Source organism: Magnetospirillum sp. UT-4 (genome assembly GCF_902729435.1).
In the GTDB taxonomy this organism is placed as follows: Bacteria; Pseudomonadota; Alphaproteobacteria; order Rhodospirillales; family Magnetospirillaceae; genus Magnetospirillum.
Genome location: NZ_CACVCG010000042.1, coordinates 36,859 through 53,838 on the forward strand (window position 1 = coordinate 36,859; position 16,980 = coordinate 53,838).

The window sequence follows — 16,980 nt, forward strand, 5'->3', positions numbered from 1 at the left end:
ATCCTACCCGCGCAGGCTCTGCAGGTTCTCGATGCCGAGGCGGCGCAGGCTGTCGACCTTTTCCAGGGCGCGGCGGACGGCGTCCGAGGCCTCGTCGATCATGGTGCGCAGGTTATCGACGTAGCGGCGCATGGTGTCGGACACCGTGCGGAATTCCTTTTCGTGGACGCCGGCGGCGGCCGCTTCGATGGCGATGTTGGTGGCGATGGAGTCGGACTGGCTCACCACCTCCTCGACGCCGTGGGCGCGGCGCGACAGTTCCTCGACGTTGGTCGAGAGGTCGTCGAGCTTGTCCACCAGCGAGCGCATCATCTCGGCGAACACGGCGCTGTCACCGCCGCCGAACGAGTTCTCCTCGATGGAGCGGAGCTGGCGCAGCTCCTCCTCGATCTTCTCGGACAGGGCGTCGGTGCGCTGGCGCAGCTGGTTCATCTCGCCCCGGATCTGGGCCAGGCGGTTGACCAGCTCGCGGGTGTACTGGGTGAGGGCGCGGACGGCGCGGCCCTTGTCGCCGGCGCGGCCGGCCGCCAGCTCGGCGTTGAGCGAAAGGATGCGCAGGTTCTCGGCCAGTTCGTCGAGCTCGCCGAAGGCGTGGAAGGCGCGGCGGCAATCGCCCAGCAGGGCATTGGCGCGGGCCTCGATGCGCTCGGTGCGCTGGGTGCCGGAAGTGGTGCGCGCGGCTGTTTCGACCTGTGTCATGACGCTGCCCGGTATTCCCCTGGTGGCTGACGGGCGGACCCGCTCTGGCGTTGGATGATAACGGTTTTCCCGCCCCGGAACAGCGCAAATTTTGTGTCTCGTCGTTGCCGACCGGTGGCCCCGGCGCTTCGGCCCCTTCGCGGGCCGTCGAGCGCTGGCCGCCCCTCCCCCGCGCGTCGCCCTTCCGCGCGGGGGAGGGAAGAGTTTTTCCCTTCCGCGCCGGAGAACCGGGCGCGTTCCCGACCGGAACGCGGCGGCCCGGCGCGGTTCCTCGCACGCCCGACGGCGGCTTCCGCCAGAACCGGCCGGGCGTGCGCTCGAACCAACCCTCATGGCTTTCCATCACCACAGGAGCATTCCATGTCCACGAGTGTCATCAACGGTTATTCAAAGGATTACGGTGCCCAGGTCCACGCCGCCTATCAGCGGCAGGGCACCAAGCTGCGCAACACCGTGCGCACCCGCAACAACGTCACCGGTGCCATCGCCGTCTTCCAGAAGGTCGGCAAGGGTGCCGCCAGCACCAAGGCCCGCCACGGCAAGGTGCCGGTGATGAACGTCGACCACCAGGCGGTCGAATGCCAGCTCTACGACTATTACGCCGGCGACTGGCTGGACAAGCTGGACGAGATCAAGGTCGAGCACGACGAGCGCGCCGTGCTGGTCGGGGCCGGCGCCTACGCGCTGGGCCGCAAGACCGACGAGCTGATCATCGCCGAGCTGGACAAGTCCACCAACTACGCCCTCGACGGCACCACCGCCCTGACCAAGGACAAGGTGCTGAAGGCCTTCGAGATGCTGGGCGAGGCCGACGTTCCCGACGACGGCGAGCGCTATGCCGTGGTCGGCTGGAAGCAGTGGTCCGATCTGCTGGCCATCCCGGAATTCTCGGACGCCGACTACATCGGCGACGAGGACCTGCCGTGGAAGGGCACCCAGGCCAAGAACTGGCTGGGCACCCTGTGGATGCCCCATTCCGGCCTCACCAAGGCCGGCTCGGTGCGCCACTGCTACTGGTACCACAAGACCGCCATCGGCCACGCCGTGGGGTCCGAGGTCAAGAGCGAGATCACCTACCACGGCGACCGTGCCGCCTGGTTCTGCAACAACATGATGAGCCAGGGCTCCGCGCTGATCGATCCGACCGGCGTGGTCTCCCTGCGCTGCCTGGAAGCGTAAGGAGTCGCACCATGGCCTATCTCTCCAAGGACCTGTCCGTCCTCGCCTATGCCAACGGCTTCACGCTATGGCACTACACCACCGCCGACGCCGCCGCCACCGTGGACGGCTCCGGCTACTTCAACCCGGCCGCCGACATGCTGCGCGCCGGCGACATCATCATCGCCAACGTCGAGTCCGGCGGCACGCCCAAGGCGGGCCTGTTCTTCGTCTCGACCGCCGCCTCGGGTGTCGTCGATGTCAACGACATGACCCAGATCGGCGCCACCGACAGCGACTAGGCGCGTAACCGGGCCGGCCCTCGTCCGCGGGGGCCGGCCCATTGGTCAGCGGGCGGACGCGGTGGCGAGGATATCGGCCGCGTGGGCGTCTCCCGCCTCGGCCGAAAGCCGGAACCAGCGCATGGCGCGGGCGTTCTCGCCCATGCCGTCGCCCAACCGAAAGAAAAGCATGCCGACCCGGGTGGCCGGGAACGCCTCGCCGGCCGTTTGGGCCTGCGCGTAGGTTAGCGCCTCGGCGCGGCCGAACCACCGCTCCGCCGCCATGGGATCCGGATGTACCAGCCGCCCGTTGCGATGGGCGATGCCGATGGCGACATAGGCGTCGGGACGGCCGGCCTCCCCGGCCCGTTCCAGCAGGCGGACTGCCCCCGCTACGTCCGCACCGGGCGTGGACAAGGCGGCCTCGCCGACGTCGACCATCGCGGATACATCGCCGGCCAACGCCGCCCGCATCAGCCATGACAGCGCCCGCTCCCGGGCCGCGGCGACGCCGAGCAGGGGGCCGCCGAATGTCCGGCCGTTCACCGCCCTGCCGTAGCGGGACCACGCCGCCGCCGTCCCCAGGCGGGCCAACCGGTCCTCGAACCCGTCGCGGGCCGTCGCCGCCTCCGGGCAGCGCGCTGCCAAATCGTCGCCGACCGCGAAATCGCCGGGCTCCGGGGTGGACCCTGAGTGCCATTGCGGGCCGACCAGGGCCAGCCAGGTTTCGACTGCTGTCCCGAACCATCGCTCGGCCGCGGCGCCGTCGCCGCGCTGGCTGGCTTCGCAACCCAGTTCGAGCATGGCGATGGGGTGGCGGTGCCCGGCGGCCCGGATGAACCAGTCCATGGCCTCGCGCCCATTGCCGTCCCGGGCGGCCAGTACGCCGAGGGCGAATTCGGCGCGGCCATAGCCGAGGCCCGCTGCCTCGCGAAGCAGAGCCTGCGCCGTCTCGGGCGAGCGTTCGAAGTCCATAAGAGCGGTAAGCCACCGCTTCCACCCGGCGAAGTCCGCAGGGCGAGCCTCCTCGCCCCGGGCCGCGCCACCCCAGGCCAGGCCGAAGGCAAGCATGGCCGCCAGCACACGGGGCCATCTCGTCATACAAGGAGCACCAGTCATGACCAGCACCCGACCCAAGTCCGGTTACGATGTGGATTCACCGATCCTGCGCCCGTGGACGGACCCCGGCGACACGGGATTGGAGATAAACAAACTCCCGAACCCCGGCTTGGTCAATATCCTTCAAGGTCAGATTCAGAACCTCGACGCCCAGATCGCGGATAAGCAGAACGAGCTCGGCTTCCTTCTCAGCCAATACAACATTGAGCGCAATCCCGAGAAAAGGGGGGCCCTCGAACGGGCCTATAACGACGCAGCGAAAGAAATGCATCAGATGCAGGAAGACCGGATGGGACTCATCGAAAAGCTCGAAGACGCCAAAGGTGGAAATGGCGGCGAGAAGGAAGCCGACGGTGGGTTCCCGTGGGATCAGTCGGCGCAATTGCCTGATGACAATCTGCTTCCCTCGCCCAGCGACCCGCCCGGGTTCCTGCCGCCTGAATCGGCACCAGCCCCTGATCCGGCCCCTGACCCCGCGCCCGAAGATGGAGGAGCGCCGCCGCCCGCCGATCCCCAGGTGGCGGCCATGGTGGCGATGGCCGCCAAGCCCATCGACAATCCCGGCCGCTCGGCCCTGCTGAAGCCGGTGGAGCGGCTGACCCAGGCCGAGATGATGGACATGATCAACCATGCCCAGGGCGATTATCGCGGCCATCGCTCGGGCGATCCGCTGAAATACCACACCTACGAGAAGGTGCAGGATTGGCACGTCGCCATGTACGGCGACGGCCCGCAGGGCAACGACGGCGGCAAGCCCGTCGAGCCGACGCCCATTCGCCCGATCCCGGACCAGCCGTTGCCCCATGCCACGCCCCAGGGCGAGGATCTGTGGCAGGCCACCGCGCGGATCGGCGCCAAGGTCGCCGATGCCGCCGGCGCGGACGGCTACGCGGAAGCGGTGAAGGGGCTGCAGCGCGGCCTCAATCTGCTGAACCAGGCTCATCCGCTGCCGGACCGCTCGCCCGCCTACGGCCCGTACACCGCGTTGGGCCCGGTGGACGAAGACGGCGCCTACGGCCCGCAGACCGACTTCGCCCTCAAGCACGCCGCCGCCCGGCTGGGGCCGCACAAGGTGGAGGACGGCCTGGCCTTGGGCCGCTTCAACGCCTTCGCCCGCGACGTCCGGCGCAGCGGTAACGCGGAGGCGCTGGAGGAAAAGACCCACGCCATCTTCGGCCCGCTGCTGCGCAAGGACGACAGCGGCCCCAAGGTCGAGGCCGGGGTGCTGCAGGAGACCCTGAACGGCTTCGGCCAGAACCTGAAGGTGGACGACTGGATCGGTCCCAAGACCACCGCGGCGTTCCGCACCGTCCTGCAGGACCAGGACCCCGACGAGCTGACCCGGGCCTTCGGGCGCGGGCTGGGGCTGCTGTGACGAGACTCCCCAGCGGGGGGAAGGAACTTTCGGACCCCCTTACCCGTGTCGGGCGGGGGATTCACCACAGAGGCACAGAGACACAGAGAAGGCACAGAGGAAAAATACATTTCCCCTTCTCTGTGCCCCCTCTGTGTCTCTGTGCCTCTGTGGTGAAAAAACCCTGTCCACACGGCAATGCCGACGGAGAGCGATAGCGGCTTCGTCTGCACTGGGCATCGTGCCAGCCCTTTCGTAGCAACGACACTTTATTCAAAGGAGACCCGCCATGGCCATGTCCGCCATCGCGCTGTGTTCGCGCGCCCTGCTGAAGATCGGCGCCGCCCCCATCGCCAGTTTCGACGAGGGCACCGCCGAGGCCGAGGTTTCGGCCAATCTGTATCCCGCCATCCGCGACGGCCTGGTGTCGTCGCATCCGTGGAACTTCGCCACCGGCCAGGCCACCCTGGCGCGGCTGGCGGCGGCGCCGGTGGCCGATTTCACCTATGCCTTCCAGCTGCCCGCCGACTTCCTGCGGGCGCTGTCGGCCGGCATCGGCGAACGCGGTTTCGGCCTGCCCTACCGGCTGGCCGAGAACCGGCTGCACTGCGACTCGGACCAGGTGGTGCTGACCTATGTCTTCCGCCCCGACGAGATGGCCTTCCCGCCGTTCTTCGACCAGGCGCTGATCGCCCGCCTCGCCGCCGAGTTCTGCATCCCGCTGACCGAGAGCACCAGCCGGGCCGAAATGCTCTACCGCCTGGCCGAGGACGAGTTCCGCCGCGCCAAGCTGATCGACGGCCAGCAGGACATTCCCTCGGCCATCACCGACTTCCCGCTGGTCGAGGTGCGGTCATGAGCGGCCTGCCCATCCTCACCAAGACCAACTTCACCGCCGGCGAGCTGTCGCTGGACATGCTGGGGCGCGGCGACCTCGCCGCCTATGCCAACGGCGCCATGCGCTTGCGCAACGTCACCATCGCGCCGGTGGGCGGGGTGTCGCGGCGGGCCGGCCTGCGCCACGTGGATACCGCCCGCGGCCCCGGCCGGCTGATCGCCTTCGAGTTCAACACCGAGCAGACCTACCTGCTGGTGCTGACCGACCTGCGCATGGACGTCTATGCCGACGGCATCCACGTCGCCGATTTCGCCACCCCGTGGACCGGGGCGCAGGTCGGCCAGCTGGCCTGGACCCAGACCGCCGACACCCTGCTGGTGGTCCATCCCGAGGTCGAGCCGCGCCGCATCACCCGCACCTCCCATGCCGCCTGGACCGTCGCCCCCTGGACGTTCTTCGCCGGCACCGCGGACGACGAGGACGCCGACGTCATCCAGCAGCCCTACCACAAGTTCGCCGGCGACGACGTCACCCTGCAGCCGTCGGGGATTTCGGGCAGCGTGACGCTGACCGCCTCGGCATCCGTGTTCCAGGCCGGGCATGTCGGCCTGCGCCTGCGCCTCAAGGCCAAGGAGGTGAAGGTCACCGCCTTCACCTCGGCGACCCAGGTGACGGCCGAGGTCAAGCAGACCCTGGTCGATACCGAGGCGACCAAGGACTGGGAGGAACAGGCGCTGTCGCCGCTGCGCGGCTGGCCGGTCTCGGCCTGCTTCCACCAGGACCGCCTGGTCATCGGCGGCACCCGCGACCTGCCCAACCGGCTGTTCCTGTCCAAATCGTCGGACCTGTTCAACTTCGACCTGGGCGAGGGCCTGGACGACGAGGCCATCGAGTTCGCCCTGCTGTCCGACCAGGTCAACGCCATCCGCGCGGTGTTCTCGGGCCGGCATCTGCAGGTGTTCACCTCGGGCGCCGAATGGATGGTGTCGGGCGATCCGCTGACCCCGTCCAAGATCCAGCTGACCCGCCAGACCCGGGTCGGCTCGCCGGTGGACCGCACGGTGTCGCCCCGCGACGTGGACGGCGCCACCCTGTTCGTCTCCCGGGACGGCAACGACCTGCGCGAGTTCCTGTTCGCCGACGTCGAGCAGGCGTACCAGTCCACCGACCTCGCCATGCTGGCCAAGCACCTGGTCAAGACGCCGGTGGACATGGACTACGATTCGGGGCGGCGGCTGTTCCATGTGGTGATGGACGACGGCACCCTGGGGACCGTCACCGTCTACCGCTCCGAGAAGGTGACCGCCTGGACCCAGCACTCCACCGAGGGCCGGTTCCGCTCGGTGGCGGTGGTGGACAGCGAGGTCTACCTGCTGGTCGAGCGCGAGGGTGTCCATACCGTCGAGCGCTTCGATCCTGCCCTCGCCCTGGATGCGGCCCTGACCGGCGAGAGTGCCGAGCCCAAGGTCACCTGGGACGGACTCGACCACCTGGAGGGGCGCAGCGTGCGCATCCTCGCCGATGGCGGCGCCATCGAGAATGCGGTGGTGACCGACGGCGCCGTCACCCTGGCCGAGCCGGCCCGGACCGTTCAGGTCGGCCTGCCCTTCGCCCACGAGGTGGCGCCGCTGCCGCCGGTGGTGCAGGGGGCGGGCGGGCCGGGAACGGTGGTGCGGCTGGTGCGGGCCAATTTCCGCCTGCTCGACACCCAGGCGCTGCACATCGACACCGGGCGCGGTCTCACGCCCGTCGCCTTCCGCCGCTTCGGCCGAGCCGCCTTCGACGCGGCGCCGCCCACCTTCTCGGGCGACGTCCAGATCCGCGCCATCGGCTGGCGCCGCGACGCCTTCCAGCCGCTGTGGCGGGTGCACCAGGACACGCCGCTGCCCTGCACCATCCTGGCGGTGGCCACCGAGATGAAGATCACGGATTAGCAAAGGAACAAACCATGGCCGAACACATCCAGATCAACGACGTCGCCCCCCGCATCGCCTATGTGGCGGACGGGGTGCAGGCGGCCTTCGCCTATCCCTTCGCCCTGTTCCGCGCCTCCGACATGGAGGTGTGGCTGGACGATGCCGTTCAGGGCGGCGGTTTCACCGTCTCCGGGGCCGGCATCTCCAGCGGCGGCACCGTGCTGTTCGCGGTGCCGCCTTCCGCCGGAGTCCGGGTGACCCTGCGCCGCCGGGTGCCGCTGGTGCGCACCACCGACTTCCAGTCCGACGGACTGATCCGCGCCAAGACCCTGAACGACGAGATGGACTACCAGGTCGCCTCGCTGCAGCAGGTGGCGGAAGAGGCTGGCCGGGCGGTGAAGCGTTCCCCCACCTCGGCCTCGCTGGCCGACCTCACCCTGCCCGAACCCGAAGCCGGCCGCGTGCTGAAGTGGAATCCGGGCGGTGACGGCCTGGTCAATTCCGGCTTCGATCCCGACCAGTTGGCGAGCGCCCGCACCGAGGTGCTGGCGGCTGCGGCGGCGGTGGCCGGCGCCCACGGCGAGACCCTGGCCGCCCGCGACCAGGCGGTGGCCGCCGCCGCCTCGGTCGCCGATCCGCTGGCCAGGTCCGCCAACCTGGCCGACCTCGCCGATGCGGCGGTGGCCCGTACCAATCTGGCGGTCTACTCGGCGGCCGAGACCGACGCCGCCATCGCCGCCGCCGGTCCCGGTTCCTCGGTGCTGGACCGCCTCGCCTTCCTTGAGGCCAATCTGGCGGTCAACACCCTGCGCGACCAGATCGATTCGGGGTGGTCGGTGCTGAAGATGGTGGACGGCATCGCCGACGAGTTCGAGGACACCACCGGCATCGCCTCGCTGGGCGGGGCGACCTACGACGCGGCCGGGGACTACGTTCATAACGCCGGCAGCGCCTATGCCCGGATCGCCAACGCCACCCCCTATGCCCCGCTGGGGGGCACCGCGGAAAATTTCAACGACAACAATCCGGCGACCGAATGCGTCAGTGCGGCGCTGGGCAACCTGGTGGGAACGGCCACCTCGGCGCGCATCCTGGCAAAGCTCGATCTCGGATCGGTTCGCACCGTGACGAAGATCGAAGCCATCGGCATTTATGCCGCCGCCGGTGGTTCGCAAAACACCAACTACACCGGAGCGGGCCTGTTCTACTCGACGGACGGGACGATTTGGACCCAGGCCGGCAGCGGGGAAACCGACATCACCGCGACTGCGCAGACGATCACCGCGACCGGGTCGTGGTCGGCCCGATATGTTGCGGTCACGGCCGGAGAGGACAATTGGGGCGGTGGCCAGCAAGCGGTCAAAGACCTGAACGCCTACGAAGCCTCTGCCACCGCCAACGTCACCGTCGTTTCCGCCGCCTTCACCGCCCAGACCCAGCCCGACGAGGCCCGCCTCGTCCTGCTGCACCAGCCGGTGGCGGCGGTGGCGCTGAACACCGACGTCGCCATCGAGGCCAGCCGCGACAACGGTACCACCTGGAGCGCCGGCACGCTGGTGAACGAAGGCGCCTTCGACGCCACCACCAACATCCTGTCCGCCGTCGTCGATCTGTCCGGCCAGCCGGCCGGCACGGCGATGAAGTGGCGGTACCGGACCTTCAACACCAAGGAACAGCGCCTGCACGGCGTCTGGATGCAATGGAGGTAAGGATATGCCCGCTTTTTCCATCGCCCCCGGCACCAAGCCGGTGAGGACCCCCAAGAAGCCGGAGCCCGCTCCGGCATCGTGACCCCCGGAAAGGGCCCCGCTTCGGCGGGGCCTTTCCGTTTCCGCCTTCCGGAGAACGCCATGCCCGAAGATTTCGATTCCCTGCGCGCCGAGCTGGCGGCGCAGCTGCCCGGCCGCATCCGCCAGGCTCTCGAGTCCTACGACCGCTTTTCCGCCGACGAGCCGCCGGCCGACGCCAAGGGCTTCGCCGCCTGGCAGGCGGCGGCCAAGGCGGCGCTCGGCCATGTGGAGGTGCTGGTCAAGCTGGCCCGCTGGGCCAGCGGCCAGGGCGAATCCGCCGCCGCCGCCGACGATCCCGTCGCCGGGCTGCTGGCCGAGGCGCGGGCGGCGCTGGACGGCTTCGACGACGAAGACGAGGACGAGACATGAAAGCCGCCGACTTCCCCGAATTCATCTGGATCTGGAACCAGCGCGTCGGCCAGGGCACGCCCAGGCATCACCTCAGGATGGCGCGCTGGCTGGCGGCGCGCTGGAGATCGTCGGAACGCGAGCTGCTGCTGATGGCCTTCCGAAACTCCGGCAAGTCCACCATCGTCGGCCTGTTCTGCGCCTGGGTGCTGATGGCCGAGCCCAACCTGCGCATCATGGTGCTGGCCGCCGATTTCGCCCTGGCCAAGAAGATGGTCAGGAACGTCAAGCGCATCATCGAGCGCCACCCGCTCACCCTGGGCCTCAAGCCGGCCCGGCGCGAGCAATGGGCCTCGGACCAGTTCACCGTCAACCGCCCGGGCGAGCTGCGCGATCCATCCATGATCGCCAAGGGGATCGGCGCCAACATCACCGGCAGCCGCGCCGACATGGTCATCTGCGACGACGTCGAGGTTCCCAACACCTGCGATTCGGCGCCCAAGCGGGCCGATCTGCGGGAACGCCTGGGCGAGATCGAATACGTGCTGGTGCCGGGCGGGCTGCAGCTCTATGTCGGCACGCCGCATTCCTACTACACCATCTACGCCGACGGCCCCCGGCTGGAGGCCGGCGAGGAGCGCCCGTTCCTCGACGGCTTCCACCGCCTGGAGCTGCCGCTGCTCGACCCCAGGGGCAGAAGCGCCTGGCCCGAGCGCTTCCCGCCCGACAAGGTGGCGATGATCCGCCGGCGCACCGGACCCAACAAGTTCGACAGCCAGATGATGCTGAAGCCGGTCAACATCGCCGACGGCCGCCTCGATCCCGACCGGCTGCGCCTTTACGAGTCCGAGCTGGTCTATGCCGAGGGCAACCGCCTGCCGGTGCTGTCGCTGATGGGCCGCCGCCTGGTTTCCGCCTCGTGCTGGTGGGACCCGTCCTACGGGGCGCCCGGCAAGGGCGATTCCTCGGTGGTGGCGGCATTGTTCACCGACGAGGACGGCCAGTACTGGCTGCACCGCGTCGCCTATCTCACCCACGACCCGGCGCGGTCGGACGTGGACGAGGCGACCCAGCTGTGCCGCCAGGTCGCGACCTTCGTCCGCGACTGCTTCCTGCCGGCGGTGACGCTGGAGACCAACGGCATCGGCCGCTTCCTGCCCGGCCTGCTGCGGCGCGAGCTGGCCGGGGCCGGCATCCCCTGCGCGGTGGTGGAAAGCGCCAGCAAGCGGGCCAAGGACCAGCGCATCGTCGAGGCCTTCGACGCGGTGCTGGCGGCCGGCGCCCTCAACGCCCACCGCTCGGTCTGGGCGACGCCCTTCATCGCCGAGATGCGGGAATGGCTGCCTGGCGGCAAGGCCCGCGACGACGGCCTCGACGCGGTCGCCGGCTGCCTGCTGTCGCAGCCGGTCCGCCTGGGCCGCGCCGCGATCCCCGTCTCCGACCGCCGCGACTGGCGGCCGGGGGCCGGGCATACGGCGGAAACCGAGTTCGAGGTGTAACCCCCTCCCTCCCTTCTCCCTCCCCCCTTGCGGGGGAGGGCCGGGGTGGGGGGGGAACCGCGTCGGCGCCGTCGCGGAACTCACCCCGCCCCCGACCCCTCCCCATCAAGGGGAGGGGAGGAAAAAGGCGAAAACCCCTCCCTCCCTTCTCCCTCCCCCCTTGCGGGGGAGGGTTGGGGTGGGGGGGGGGAACCGCGTCGGCGCCGTCGCGGAACTCACCCCGCCCCCGACCCCTCCCCATCAAGGGGAGGGGCTTTTCTCCTTTGAAAGGACCCATCCCATGGAGCACTGGACCTTCGATCTGATGTGGTGGATCACCGCCGTCGAGCTGCCCTGCCTGGGCGGGCTGTTCTGGCTGGTGTGGAGCAACCGCCTGAAATGCGACTCGCGCGACGATTCCATCGAGGACCGTCTCGCCGCCGGGCTGGCGCAGCTGCGCGAGGCGCTGTCGGCCTACAAGCTGGAGGTGGCCAAGTCCTATGCCACCACCGGCTATCTCAAGGACGTGGAACGCCGCCTGACCGAGCACCTGGTGCGCATCGAGGCCAAGATCGACGCCGTGTCCGGCGTGGCGGTGCGGCCATGAGGGGCACCCCCATCGTGCTGGTCGATGCCGTGCCCGACCGCGAATCGGCTGAAGCGCCGCCGGTTCCCGGCTCGGAGATCGACATCCTCGCCCGCACCCTGTGGGGCGAGGCGCGCGGCGAGCCGTTGCGCGGCATCGAGGCGGTGGCGGCGGTGGTGATGAACCGCGTCGCCCGGGCCAAGGCCGCCGGCGGCCGCTACTGGTGGGGCGGCGACGTCGCCACCGTGTGCCGGCGCCCGTGGCAGTTCTCGTGCTGGAACGAGAACGACCCCAATTCCGGCAAATGCGCCGCCATCACCACCGAGAACCGCGCTTTCCGCCTGTGCGTGCGGGTGGCCCGCCGCGCCGTGGCCGGGGTGCTCGAGGACCCCACCGGCGGCGCCACCCACTACCACGTGCGCGGGCTGTCGCCGCCCTGGGCGCGCGGTCGCTCGCCCACGGCCGACATCGGCAACCACCTGTTCTACAAAGACGTGGAGTGAGGACGCAGCCGCCATCCTTTCGACGGAACCCCGCGCAGCTTTTGAGTTGAATTAAGGCCTCCAATCTGGCACCAGTTGGCGGCCCAATGTAGGAGGATGCGAATTGGCCTTGGAACTGCAACGCGCCACGGCTGAGAACCGCCTGTTTGAAGCTCTTGAGAAGGAGTGGGGCGATCAGCTCGGAAATTACGAGGCGGAATCTGGTGAATATGACCAGCCCTATATGGACCATGCCAGGAAGATCATGGCGGAATCGCCCTCCGATCCAAGGTATGGAATTTACATTGTGCTGGATACTGATTCGGCTGTGGGAACGCGGTTCAAAGGGATGGTGCATGTCAACCATGCGTGGCCGAACACTCCGCACGCTACACTTCGTATGGTGTGGATAATGCTGGCCCCACAATTTGATTTCGCCGACGTTGACCCGGACGAGGTGGGTGACATCATCGCAGCCCTCCTTTACGGAGGGGTTGAACTCTGCCAAGCTGATATGAGATCAGTGTGTCTGAAGATGCACCTTGGCAACTACGTGGACCGTCAGTTTGCAGTTGGGTTGGCGCGTGGCTTGAGTCACCGCGCAAGCAGCCTTAATGCAGCCGTCAAAGGCAATTGGTTGCATCTGGAAAATGTCACTGAGGGAGTGAAAAATGAACGCTGGTGAAGACATAAAGGCGGCTCTCAGGGAGGCCTGCAGGGAAGCCATGCGTTCGCTCAGCAATCCGCATGACTTGTCTTGGTTCTTTCGGATATCATCAAAGGCCGCCGAAAATACTGGCAAGAAGGCCGCCTAGCACGGCGGTTATTCATTTTCAAGAGTTCAGCAGCCCCGCCGATATGGCGGGGTTTTTTGTTGGAGAAACGACATGATTCCCGCACTTCTCGCCTCCATCGGGCTGCCGCTGCTGGTCAAGGCGGTGGGGCAGGCAATGGGGGCCATCGAGCACCCGGCGGCGCGCACCGCCGCCGGGGCGCTGGCCGAGATCGGCGGCGCCCTCGACAATCGCTCCGTGCCGCCCGAGCAGGTGGCCGAGGCCAATCGCCACCTGGAGCGCATGGCCGAGCTGGACACCGCCGAGGCCACCGCCGCCCTGGCCCAGGTCAACGACAGTCTGCGCACGGAAGCGAAATCCGAGGACTGGTACGTGCGGCGCTGGCGGCCGACCTTCGGCTACGCCATGGCGCTGACCTGGACCGCCACCATGGCCGCCATCGCCTGGGCCATCGTCGCCGAGCCGGCCCAGGCCCCGTCCATCATCGCCGCTTTGGTCAACACCTCGCCCATCTGGGGCATCGCCCTGGGCGTGCTGGGGATCTCGGTGGTCAAGCGCAGCCAGGACAAGCAGGGCGTCAGGTCGTGATCGCCTGGCGCAGCTTCTCCAGGCATTCGTCGCGGCCGGGGCGGTAGTCGTTGGCCTCCCACCAGGCCTCGACCGCCGCCAGCGCGGCGCCGATGCGGGGGCCGCGGGGCACGCCCAGGTCCAGGCAATCGGCGCCGCGCACCGGCAGTTCCACCGGCACCCAGGCGGCGGCGGCGTCGAGCAGCGCCATCCAGCGCGCGGTCTCGGCCGAATCGGCCCGTTCGGTGGTGGCCCGCGCGGTGGCCCAGGCGACCAGCACCAGGTCGCGGAAGGTGTCGGCGCCGACCATGCGCAGGGCGCGGCGCACCGCGCGGGAGTCCATTTCCGAGGTGACCGCGACCTTGGGCGCGGCGATGGCCACCACCCGCGTGGTCTGGGCGTTGGACAGCTTGAGGCGCTCGCCCACCGCCGCCGCGCCCTCGGCATCGGTCCGCAGCAGCGCCCCCAGCCGGCGCATGGAATCGGGCGCCACGTCGTCCCTGACCATGGCCCGGGTCTCCAGCCAGCACAGCACCCTGAGGCGGCCGAATTCCTCGGCCTCGGGCAGGATGGGGGCGAGGATGCGGTCGGCGTGCATGATGATCAGCACCGAGGCCGGGTCGGGGGCCAGCAGCAGCTTGACCAGTTCGCCCGCCACCCGCTCGCCCGACAGCCGCACCAGCTCGGGCGCCATCCGGCGGCAGGCCCACAGCGCCTGCGCATTCATGGGCGGGCGGCCGTAATGGGCATAAAAGCGGAAGTAGCGCAGCAGGCGCAGCACGTCCTCCTCGATGCGGCGCTGGGGATCGCCCACGAAGCGGACGTGGCCGCGGCCCAGATCGGCCAGCCCGTCGAAGGGGTCGTACACCCGCCCCTGGGCGTCGGCGAACATGGCGTTCATGGTGAAGTCGCGCCGCGCCGCGTCGGCGGCCCAGTCGTCGGTGAAGGCGACCAAGGCGTGGCGGCCGTAGGTCTCGACGTCTTCGCGCAGGGTGGTGATCTCGAAATGGGCCTTGCCGATCACCGCGGTGACGGTGCCGTGGGCGATGCCGGTGGGAATGACGTGGATGCCGGCGCGGGCCAGCAGCGCCATCACCTTGTCCGGCTGGTCGTGGGTGGCGATGTCGATGTCCTTGATGGGACGGTGCAGCACGGCGTCGCGCACGCACCCGCCGACGAAGCGCACCTCGGCCCCATCGGCCGACAGCGCAGCCACCACCCGCTGGGTCTCGGGCGCACTCAGCCACGGCTGCGGCGACAGCTGGCCGATCGGCTCCGCCCCCTTCGCCACGTGAGTGCTCACTTCCCCCCCAGCACGTCCGACAAATTGACCAGGATGCCGGCGGTCGCCCCCCAGATCACCCGTTCCTCCCAGGTCAGCGCCCAGAACGGGCGGTGGCGGCCTTCCACCACCCGCCGGTGCAATTTGTGGTTCTCGGGATCGAGAATGAAGGCCAGCGGCACCTCGAACACCTCGGCCACCTCGAAGGGATCGGGCAACAGCTCGAACGGCGGCGCGATGGCGCCGACCACCGGGGTGATGATGAAGCCGGTGCCGGTGACGTAGTCGTCCAGGCGGCCCAGCACCTCGACCCGCTCGGGTTCCAGCCCGGTCTCCTCGAAGGTTTCGCGCAGGGCGGCGGTGACCGCATCGCCGAGATCGGAGTCCTCGAGCCGGCCGCCGGGAAAGCTGATCTGGCCGGGATGATGGGCAAGGTGGTCGGTGCGCTGGGTCAGCAGCACGGTCAGCCCTTCGGGGCGCTCGACCAGCGGCACCAGCACCGCGGCCGGAACCGGCGGCCGCGTCGGGGCCGTGCCGCCGGCATCGGCGCCACCGCCGAGCTGGCGTTCCAGATGGGCATCGCCGCGCTCGCGCCCGGCCTCGCCCGCCGGGTGGCGGGAGGCGGCCAGGGTGCGCGCGATGGCCTCGCGGGTCAGTCGCTGTCGCTCAGCCGACCCAGGGGGAAGAATATGCCGCTGCTCCATACGCCGTAGAGATCGTCTCCTCCCACCTTTTCCTCGACCCCCCGCGCCACCAGTTCATAGTACACCGGCCGGGCGAGGCGCGCCTCAAGCCCGTCGCGCAGATAAACGTATGGCAGGGGCTCGCCGGTATCGGGACATTCGGCCACCCGCAGCGGGTGGTCGTCATCGACGGTGACCAGTTCGTCCACGTTGGTGCGGAAGCTGACCACCTGGTCGCGGCCGCAGCTGAAGGTGAACAGCTCGACCGCCAGAAAGGGAACGTCATCGACCTCGATGGTGCCGGTCTCGTCCTCGGTCTCGAGCCAGTAGCTGCCGTCGTCGTGACGGCGCAGCATGCCGGCGAACAGGCAGACCATCTCTTTGCGGTCGATCGGCGAGCCGTGGTAGAACCAGCCGCCGCCGCGGTCGATGCGAAGGCCGAGATCGCCGCAATCCTGCGGCGCCTTCTTGGCGGGCCGGCCCTGGTGCCGCGCTGCCTGTCCACTGGACTTCATTGCCGTTCCACCCGGCCGCTGGAGGAGCCGTCCTTGAACACCCTGTCCTCAGTCGAACCGGCCGCTGCCGAAGAGGTGATCCGCGAGGCCGAGGCGCTCAATGCCCGCATGGCGGACGCACGGGCGGCCGTCGGACGGGTGATCTTCGGCCAGGATGCGGTCATAGACGAAACTCTTATCACGCTGCTGGCGGGCGGTCACGCCCTGTTGATCGGCGTCCCCGGCCTGGCCAAGACCCGGCTGGTGCAGACGCTGGGCGTGGTGCTGGGGCTGGACGACCGCCGGGTGCAGTTCACCCCCGACCTGATGCCGGCCGATATCCTGGGCTCCGAGGTGCTGGAGGAGACCGCGTCGGGCGGCCGCGCCTTCCGCTTCATCCAGGGGCCGGTGTTCTGTCAGCTGCTGATGGCCGACGAGATCAACCGCGCCAGCCCGCGCACCCAGTCGGCGCTGCTGCAGGCCATGCAGGAGCACAAGGTCTCCATCGCCGGCCATTACCACGACCTGCCCGCCCCTTTCCACGTGCTGGCCACCCAGAACCCGCTGGAGCAGGAGGGCACCTATCCGCTGCCCGAGGCGCAGCTGGACCGCTTCCTGATGCAGATCGACGTCGGCTATCCCGACATCGAGGCCGAGCGGCGCATGCTGATCGCCACCACCGGCAACGCCGAGGACAGGCCGGCGCCGGTGATGAGCGCCACCGAGCTGCTGGCGGCGCAGGCCCTGGTGCGGCGCCTGCCGGTGGGCGAGGCGGTGGTCGATGCCATCCTGGCGCTGGTCCGCGCCGGCCGCCGCGAGACCACGCAGCTGGACGCGGTGCGCCGCCACGTCGCCTGGGGTCCCGGTCCGCGCGCGGCCCAGGCGCTGATGCTGGCGGCCCGCGCCCGCGCCCTGCTGGAAGGGCGGCTGGCGCCGTCGGTGGACGACGTGGTGGCGCTGGCGCCGCCGGTGCTGCGCCACCGCATGGCCTTGAACTTCTCGGCCCGCGCCGACGGCGTCACCGTCGATACCGTCATCGCCCGCCTGATCGAGGTGGTGGGGTGACGCCCGCCCACACGCCCGCGGATGCGGGCGCCCGTCGAGGGCAACG

19 protein-coding genes are annotated in these 16,980 nt (G+C 69.3%); 13 read left to right on the forward strand and 6 right to left on the reverse strand.

Going from position 1 to position 16,980, the window contains the following annotated elements:
- Positions 1-3 precede the first annotated feature (3 nt).
- Positions 4-699, reverse strand: a complete 696-nt coding sequence (locus tag MTBUT4_RS05460) for a chemotaxis protein (protein WP_173978655.1) — start codon at positions 697-699, stop codon at positions 4-6.
- A gap of 360 nt (positions 700-1,059) precedes the next feature.
- Here MTBUT4_RS05460 and MTBUT4_RS05465 point away from each other — a divergent pair, with 360 nt between their 5' ends.
- Positions 1,060-1,878: a phage capsid protein gene (locus MTBUT4_RS05465; protein ID WP_173978656.1), complete on the forward strand. Its 819-nt coding sequence runs from the start codon at positions 1,060-1,062 to the stop codon at positions 1,876-1,878.
- Positions 1,879-1,889: 11 nt separating this feature from the next.
- Entirely contained in the window at positions 1,890-2,159 is a 270-nt protein-coding gene (locus MTBUT4_RS05470) for a hypothetical protein (RefSeq protein WP_173978657.1), read from the forward strand.
- A 45-nt stretch (positions 2,160-2,204) separates the two neighbouring features.
- Here the strand turns inward: MTBUT4_RS05470 and MTBUT4_RS05475 are convergent, their stop codons facing one another.
- Both MTBUT4_RS05475 and MTBUT4_RS05480 read right to left on the reverse strand, forming a co-directional pair.
- Positions 2,205-3,239: a tetratricopeptide repeat protein gene (locus tag MTBUT4_RS05475; protein ID WP_173978658.1), complete on the reverse strand. Its 1,035-nt coding sequence runs from the start codon at positions 3,237-3,239 to the stop codon at positions 2,205-2,207.
- Between the two features lie 55 nt (positions 3,240-3,294).
- Positions 3,295-3,639, reverse strand: coding sequence for a hypothetical protein (locus tag MTBUT4_RS05480; protein ID WP_173978659.1), 345 nt, complete (start codon positions 3,637-3,639; stop codon positions 3,295-3,297).
- 144 nt (positions 3,640-3,783) lie between these two features.
- Here MTBUT4_RS05480 and MTBUT4_RS05485 point away from each other — a divergent pair, with 144 nt between their 5' ends.
- From MTBUT4_RS05485 to MTBUT4_RS05530, 10 genes are all read left to right on the forward strand, one after another.
- Complete coding sequence (locus MTBUT4_RS05485) at positions 3,784-4,632, forward strand: hypothetical protein (protein WP_173978660.1); 849 nt, start codon at positions 3,784-3,786, stop codon at positions 4,630-4,632.
- A 268-nt stretch (positions 4,633-4,900) separates the two neighbouring features.
- Positions 4,901-5,470 (forward strand): hypothetical protein, encoded by a 570-nt coding sequence (locus MTBUT4_RS05490; protein WP_173978661.1) that lies wholly within the window; start codon positions 4,901-4,903, stop codon positions 5,468-5,470.
- Entirely contained in the window at positions 5,467-7,383 is a 1,917-nt protein-coding gene (locus MTBUT4_RS05495) for a hypothetical protein (protein ID WP_173978662.1), read from the forward strand. Before MTBUT4_RS05490 ends, MTBUT4_RS05495 begins: the two co-directional genes overlap by 4 nt.
- Before the next feature lie 14 nt (positions 7,384-7,397).
- On the forward strand, positions 7,398-9,074 hold the full coding sequence (locus tag MTBUT4_RS05500) for a hypothetical protein (protein WP_173978663.1): 1,677 nt from the start codon (positions 7,398-7,400) through the stop codon (positions 9,072-9,074).
- Between the two features lie 141 nt (positions 9,075-9,215).
- Positions 9,216-9,524 (forward strand): hypothetical protein, encoded by a 309-nt coding sequence (locus tag MTBUT4_RS05505; protein WP_173978664.1) that lies wholly within the window; start codon positions 9,216-9,218, stop codon positions 9,522-9,524.
- Positions 9,521-11,002, forward strand: a complete 1,482-nt coding sequence (gene terL / locus MTBUT4_RS05510) for a phage terminase large subunit (protein ID WP_173978665.1) — start codon at positions 9,521-9,523, stop codon at positions 11,000-11,002. Before MTBUT4_RS05505 ends, terL begins: the two co-directional genes overlap by 4 nt.
- Before the next feature lie 280 nt (positions 11,003-11,282).
- On the forward strand, positions 11,283-11,588 hold the full coding sequence (locus MTBUT4_RS05515; RefSeq protein WP_173978666.1) for a hypothetical protein: 306 nt from the start codon (positions 11,283-11,285) through the stop codon (positions 11,586-11,588).
- Positions 11,585-12,070 (forward strand): cell wall hydrolase, encoded by a 486-nt coding sequence (locus tag MTBUT4_RS05520; protein WP_173978667.1) that lies wholly within the window; start codon positions 11,585-11,587, stop codon positions 12,068-12,070. Before MTBUT4_RS05515 ends, MTBUT4_RS05520 begins: the two co-directional genes overlap by 4 nt.
- A 109-nt stretch (positions 12,071-12,179) precedes the next feature.
- On the forward strand, positions 12,180-12,734 hold the full coding sequence (locus MTBUT4_RS05525) for a hypothetical protein (protein WP_173978668.1): 555 nt from the start codon (positions 12,180-12,182) through the stop codon (positions 12,732-12,734).
- 202 nt (positions 12,735-12,936) lie between these two features.
- Positions 12,937-13,431: a 3TM-type holin gene (locus tag MTBUT4_RS05530; protein WP_173978669.1), complete on the forward strand. Its 495-nt coding sequence runs from the start codon at positions 12,937-12,939 to the stop codon at positions 13,429-13,431.
- On the opposite strand, the gene MTBUT4_RS05535 is transcribed toward MTBUT4_RS05530, so the two are convergent.
- The 3 genes from MTBUT4_RS05535 to MTBUT4_RS05545 are packed head-to-tail and all read right to left on the reverse strand — an operon-like array spanning position 13,421 to position 15,890.
- Positions 13,421-14,713 carry a CCA tRNA nucleotidyltransferase gene (locus MTBUT4_RS05535; RefSeq protein ID WP_173978670.1) on the reverse strand — a complete coding sequence of 431 codons (1,293 nt, stop codon included), beginning with the start codon at positions 14,711-14,713 and terminating at the stop codon, positions 13,421-13,423. The genes MTBUT4_RS05530 and MTBUT4_RS05535 overlap by 11 nt on opposite strands.
- On the reverse strand, positions 14,710-15,396 hold the full coding sequence (locus MTBUT4_RS05540) for a CoA pyrophosphatase (RefSeq protein WP_173978671.1): 687 nt from the start codon (positions 15,394-15,396) through the stop codon (positions 14,710-14,712). Before MTBUT4_RS05540 ends, MTBUT4_RS05535 begins: the two co-directional genes overlap by 4 nt.
- Positions 15,345-15,890 carry a DUF1285 domain-containing protein gene (locus MTBUT4_RS05545; protein WP_173978672.1) on the reverse strand — a complete coding sequence of 182 codons (546 nt, stop codon included), beginning with the start codon at positions 15,888-15,890 and terminating at the stop codon, positions 15,345-15,347. The genes MTBUT4_RS05540 and MTBUT4_RS05545 overlap by 52 nt, the downstream gene beginning before the upstream one ends.
- Before the next feature lie 108 nt (positions 15,891-15,998).
- Between MTBUT4_RS05545 and MTBUT4_RS05550 the strand changes: the two genes are divergently transcribed.
- Complete coding sequence (locus MTBUT4_RS05550) at positions 15,999-16,934, forward strand: MoxR family ATPase (RefSeq protein WP_173978680.1); 936 nt, start codon at positions 15,999-16,001, stop codon at positions 16,932-16,934.
- Positions 16,935-16,980 lie beyond the last annotated feature (46 nt).

What these genes read in the sequence shown, in the direction of transcription:
- MTBUT4_RS05460 (WP_173978655.1), bottom strand. Translation starts at nt 699, where the DNA reads ATGACACAGGTCGAAACAGCCGCGCGCACCACTTCCGGCACCCAGCGC.
- MTBUT4_RS05465 (WP_173978656.1), top strand. Translation starts at nt 1,060, where the DNA reads ATGTCCACGAGTGTCATCAACGGTTATTCAAAGGATTACGGTGCCCAG.
- MTBUT4_RS05470 (WP_173978657.1), top strand. Translation starts at nt 1,890, where the DNA reads ATGGCCTATCTCTCCAAGGACCTGTCCGTCCTCGCCTATGCCAACGGC.
- MTBUT4_RS05475 (WP_173978658.1), bottom strand. Translation starts at nt 3,239, where the DNA reads ATGACGAGATGGCCCCGTGTGCTGGCGGCCATGCTTGCCTTCGGCCTG.
- MTBUT4_RS05485 (WP_173978660.1), top strand. Translation starts at nt 3,784, where the DNA reads ATGGTGGCGATGGCCGCCAAGCCCATCGACAATCCCGGCCGCTCGGCC.
- MTBUT4_RS05490 (WP_173978661.1), top strand. Translation starts at nt 4,901, where the DNA reads ATGGCCATGTCCGCCATCGCGCTGTGTTCGCGCGCCCTGCTGAAGATC.
- MTBUT4_RS05495 (WP_173978662.1), top strand. Translation starts at nt 5,467, where the DNA reads ATGAGCGGCCTGCCCATCCTCACCAAGACCAACTTCACCGCCGGCGAG.
- MTBUT4_RS05500 (WP_173978663.1), top strand. Translation starts at nt 7,398, where the DNA reads ATGGCCGAACACATCCAGATCAACGACGTCGCCCCCCGCATCGCCTAT.
- MTBUT4_RS05505 (WP_173978664.1), top strand. Translation starts at nt 9,216, where the DNA reads ATGCCCGAAGATTTCGATTCCCTGCGCGCCGAGCTGGCGGCGCAGCTG.
- terL (WP_173978665.1), top strand. Translation starts at nt 9,521, where the DNA reads ATGAAAGCCGCCGACTTCCCCGAATTCATCTGGATCTGGAACCAGCGC.
- MTBUT4_RS05515 (WP_173978666.1), top strand. Translation starts at nt 11,283, where the DNA reads ATGGAGCACTGGACCTTCGATCTGATGTGGTGGATCACCGCCGTCGAG.
- MTBUT4_RS05520 (WP_173978667.1), top strand. Translation starts at nt 11,585, where the DNA reads ATGAGGGGCACCCCCATCGTGCTGGTCGATGCCGTGCCCGACCGCGAA.
- MTBUT4_RS05530 (WP_173978669.1), top strand. Translation starts at nt 12,937, where the DNA reads ATGATTCCCGCACTTCTCGCCTCCATCGGGCTGCCGCTGCTGGTCAAG.
- MTBUT4_RS05540 (WP_173978671.1), bottom strand. Translation starts at nt 15,396, where the DNA reads ATGGAGCAGCGGCATATTCTTCCCCCTGGGTCGGCTGAGCGACAGCGA.
- MTBUT4_RS05545 (WP_173978672.1), bottom strand. Translation starts at nt 15,890, where the DNA reads ATGAAGTCCAGTGGACAGGCAGCGCGGCACCAGGGCCGGCCCGCCAAG.
- MTBUT4_RS05550 (WP_173978680.1), top strand. Translation starts at nt 15,999, where the DNA reads ATGGCGGACGCACGGGCGGCCGTCGGACGGGTGATCTTCGGCCAGGAT.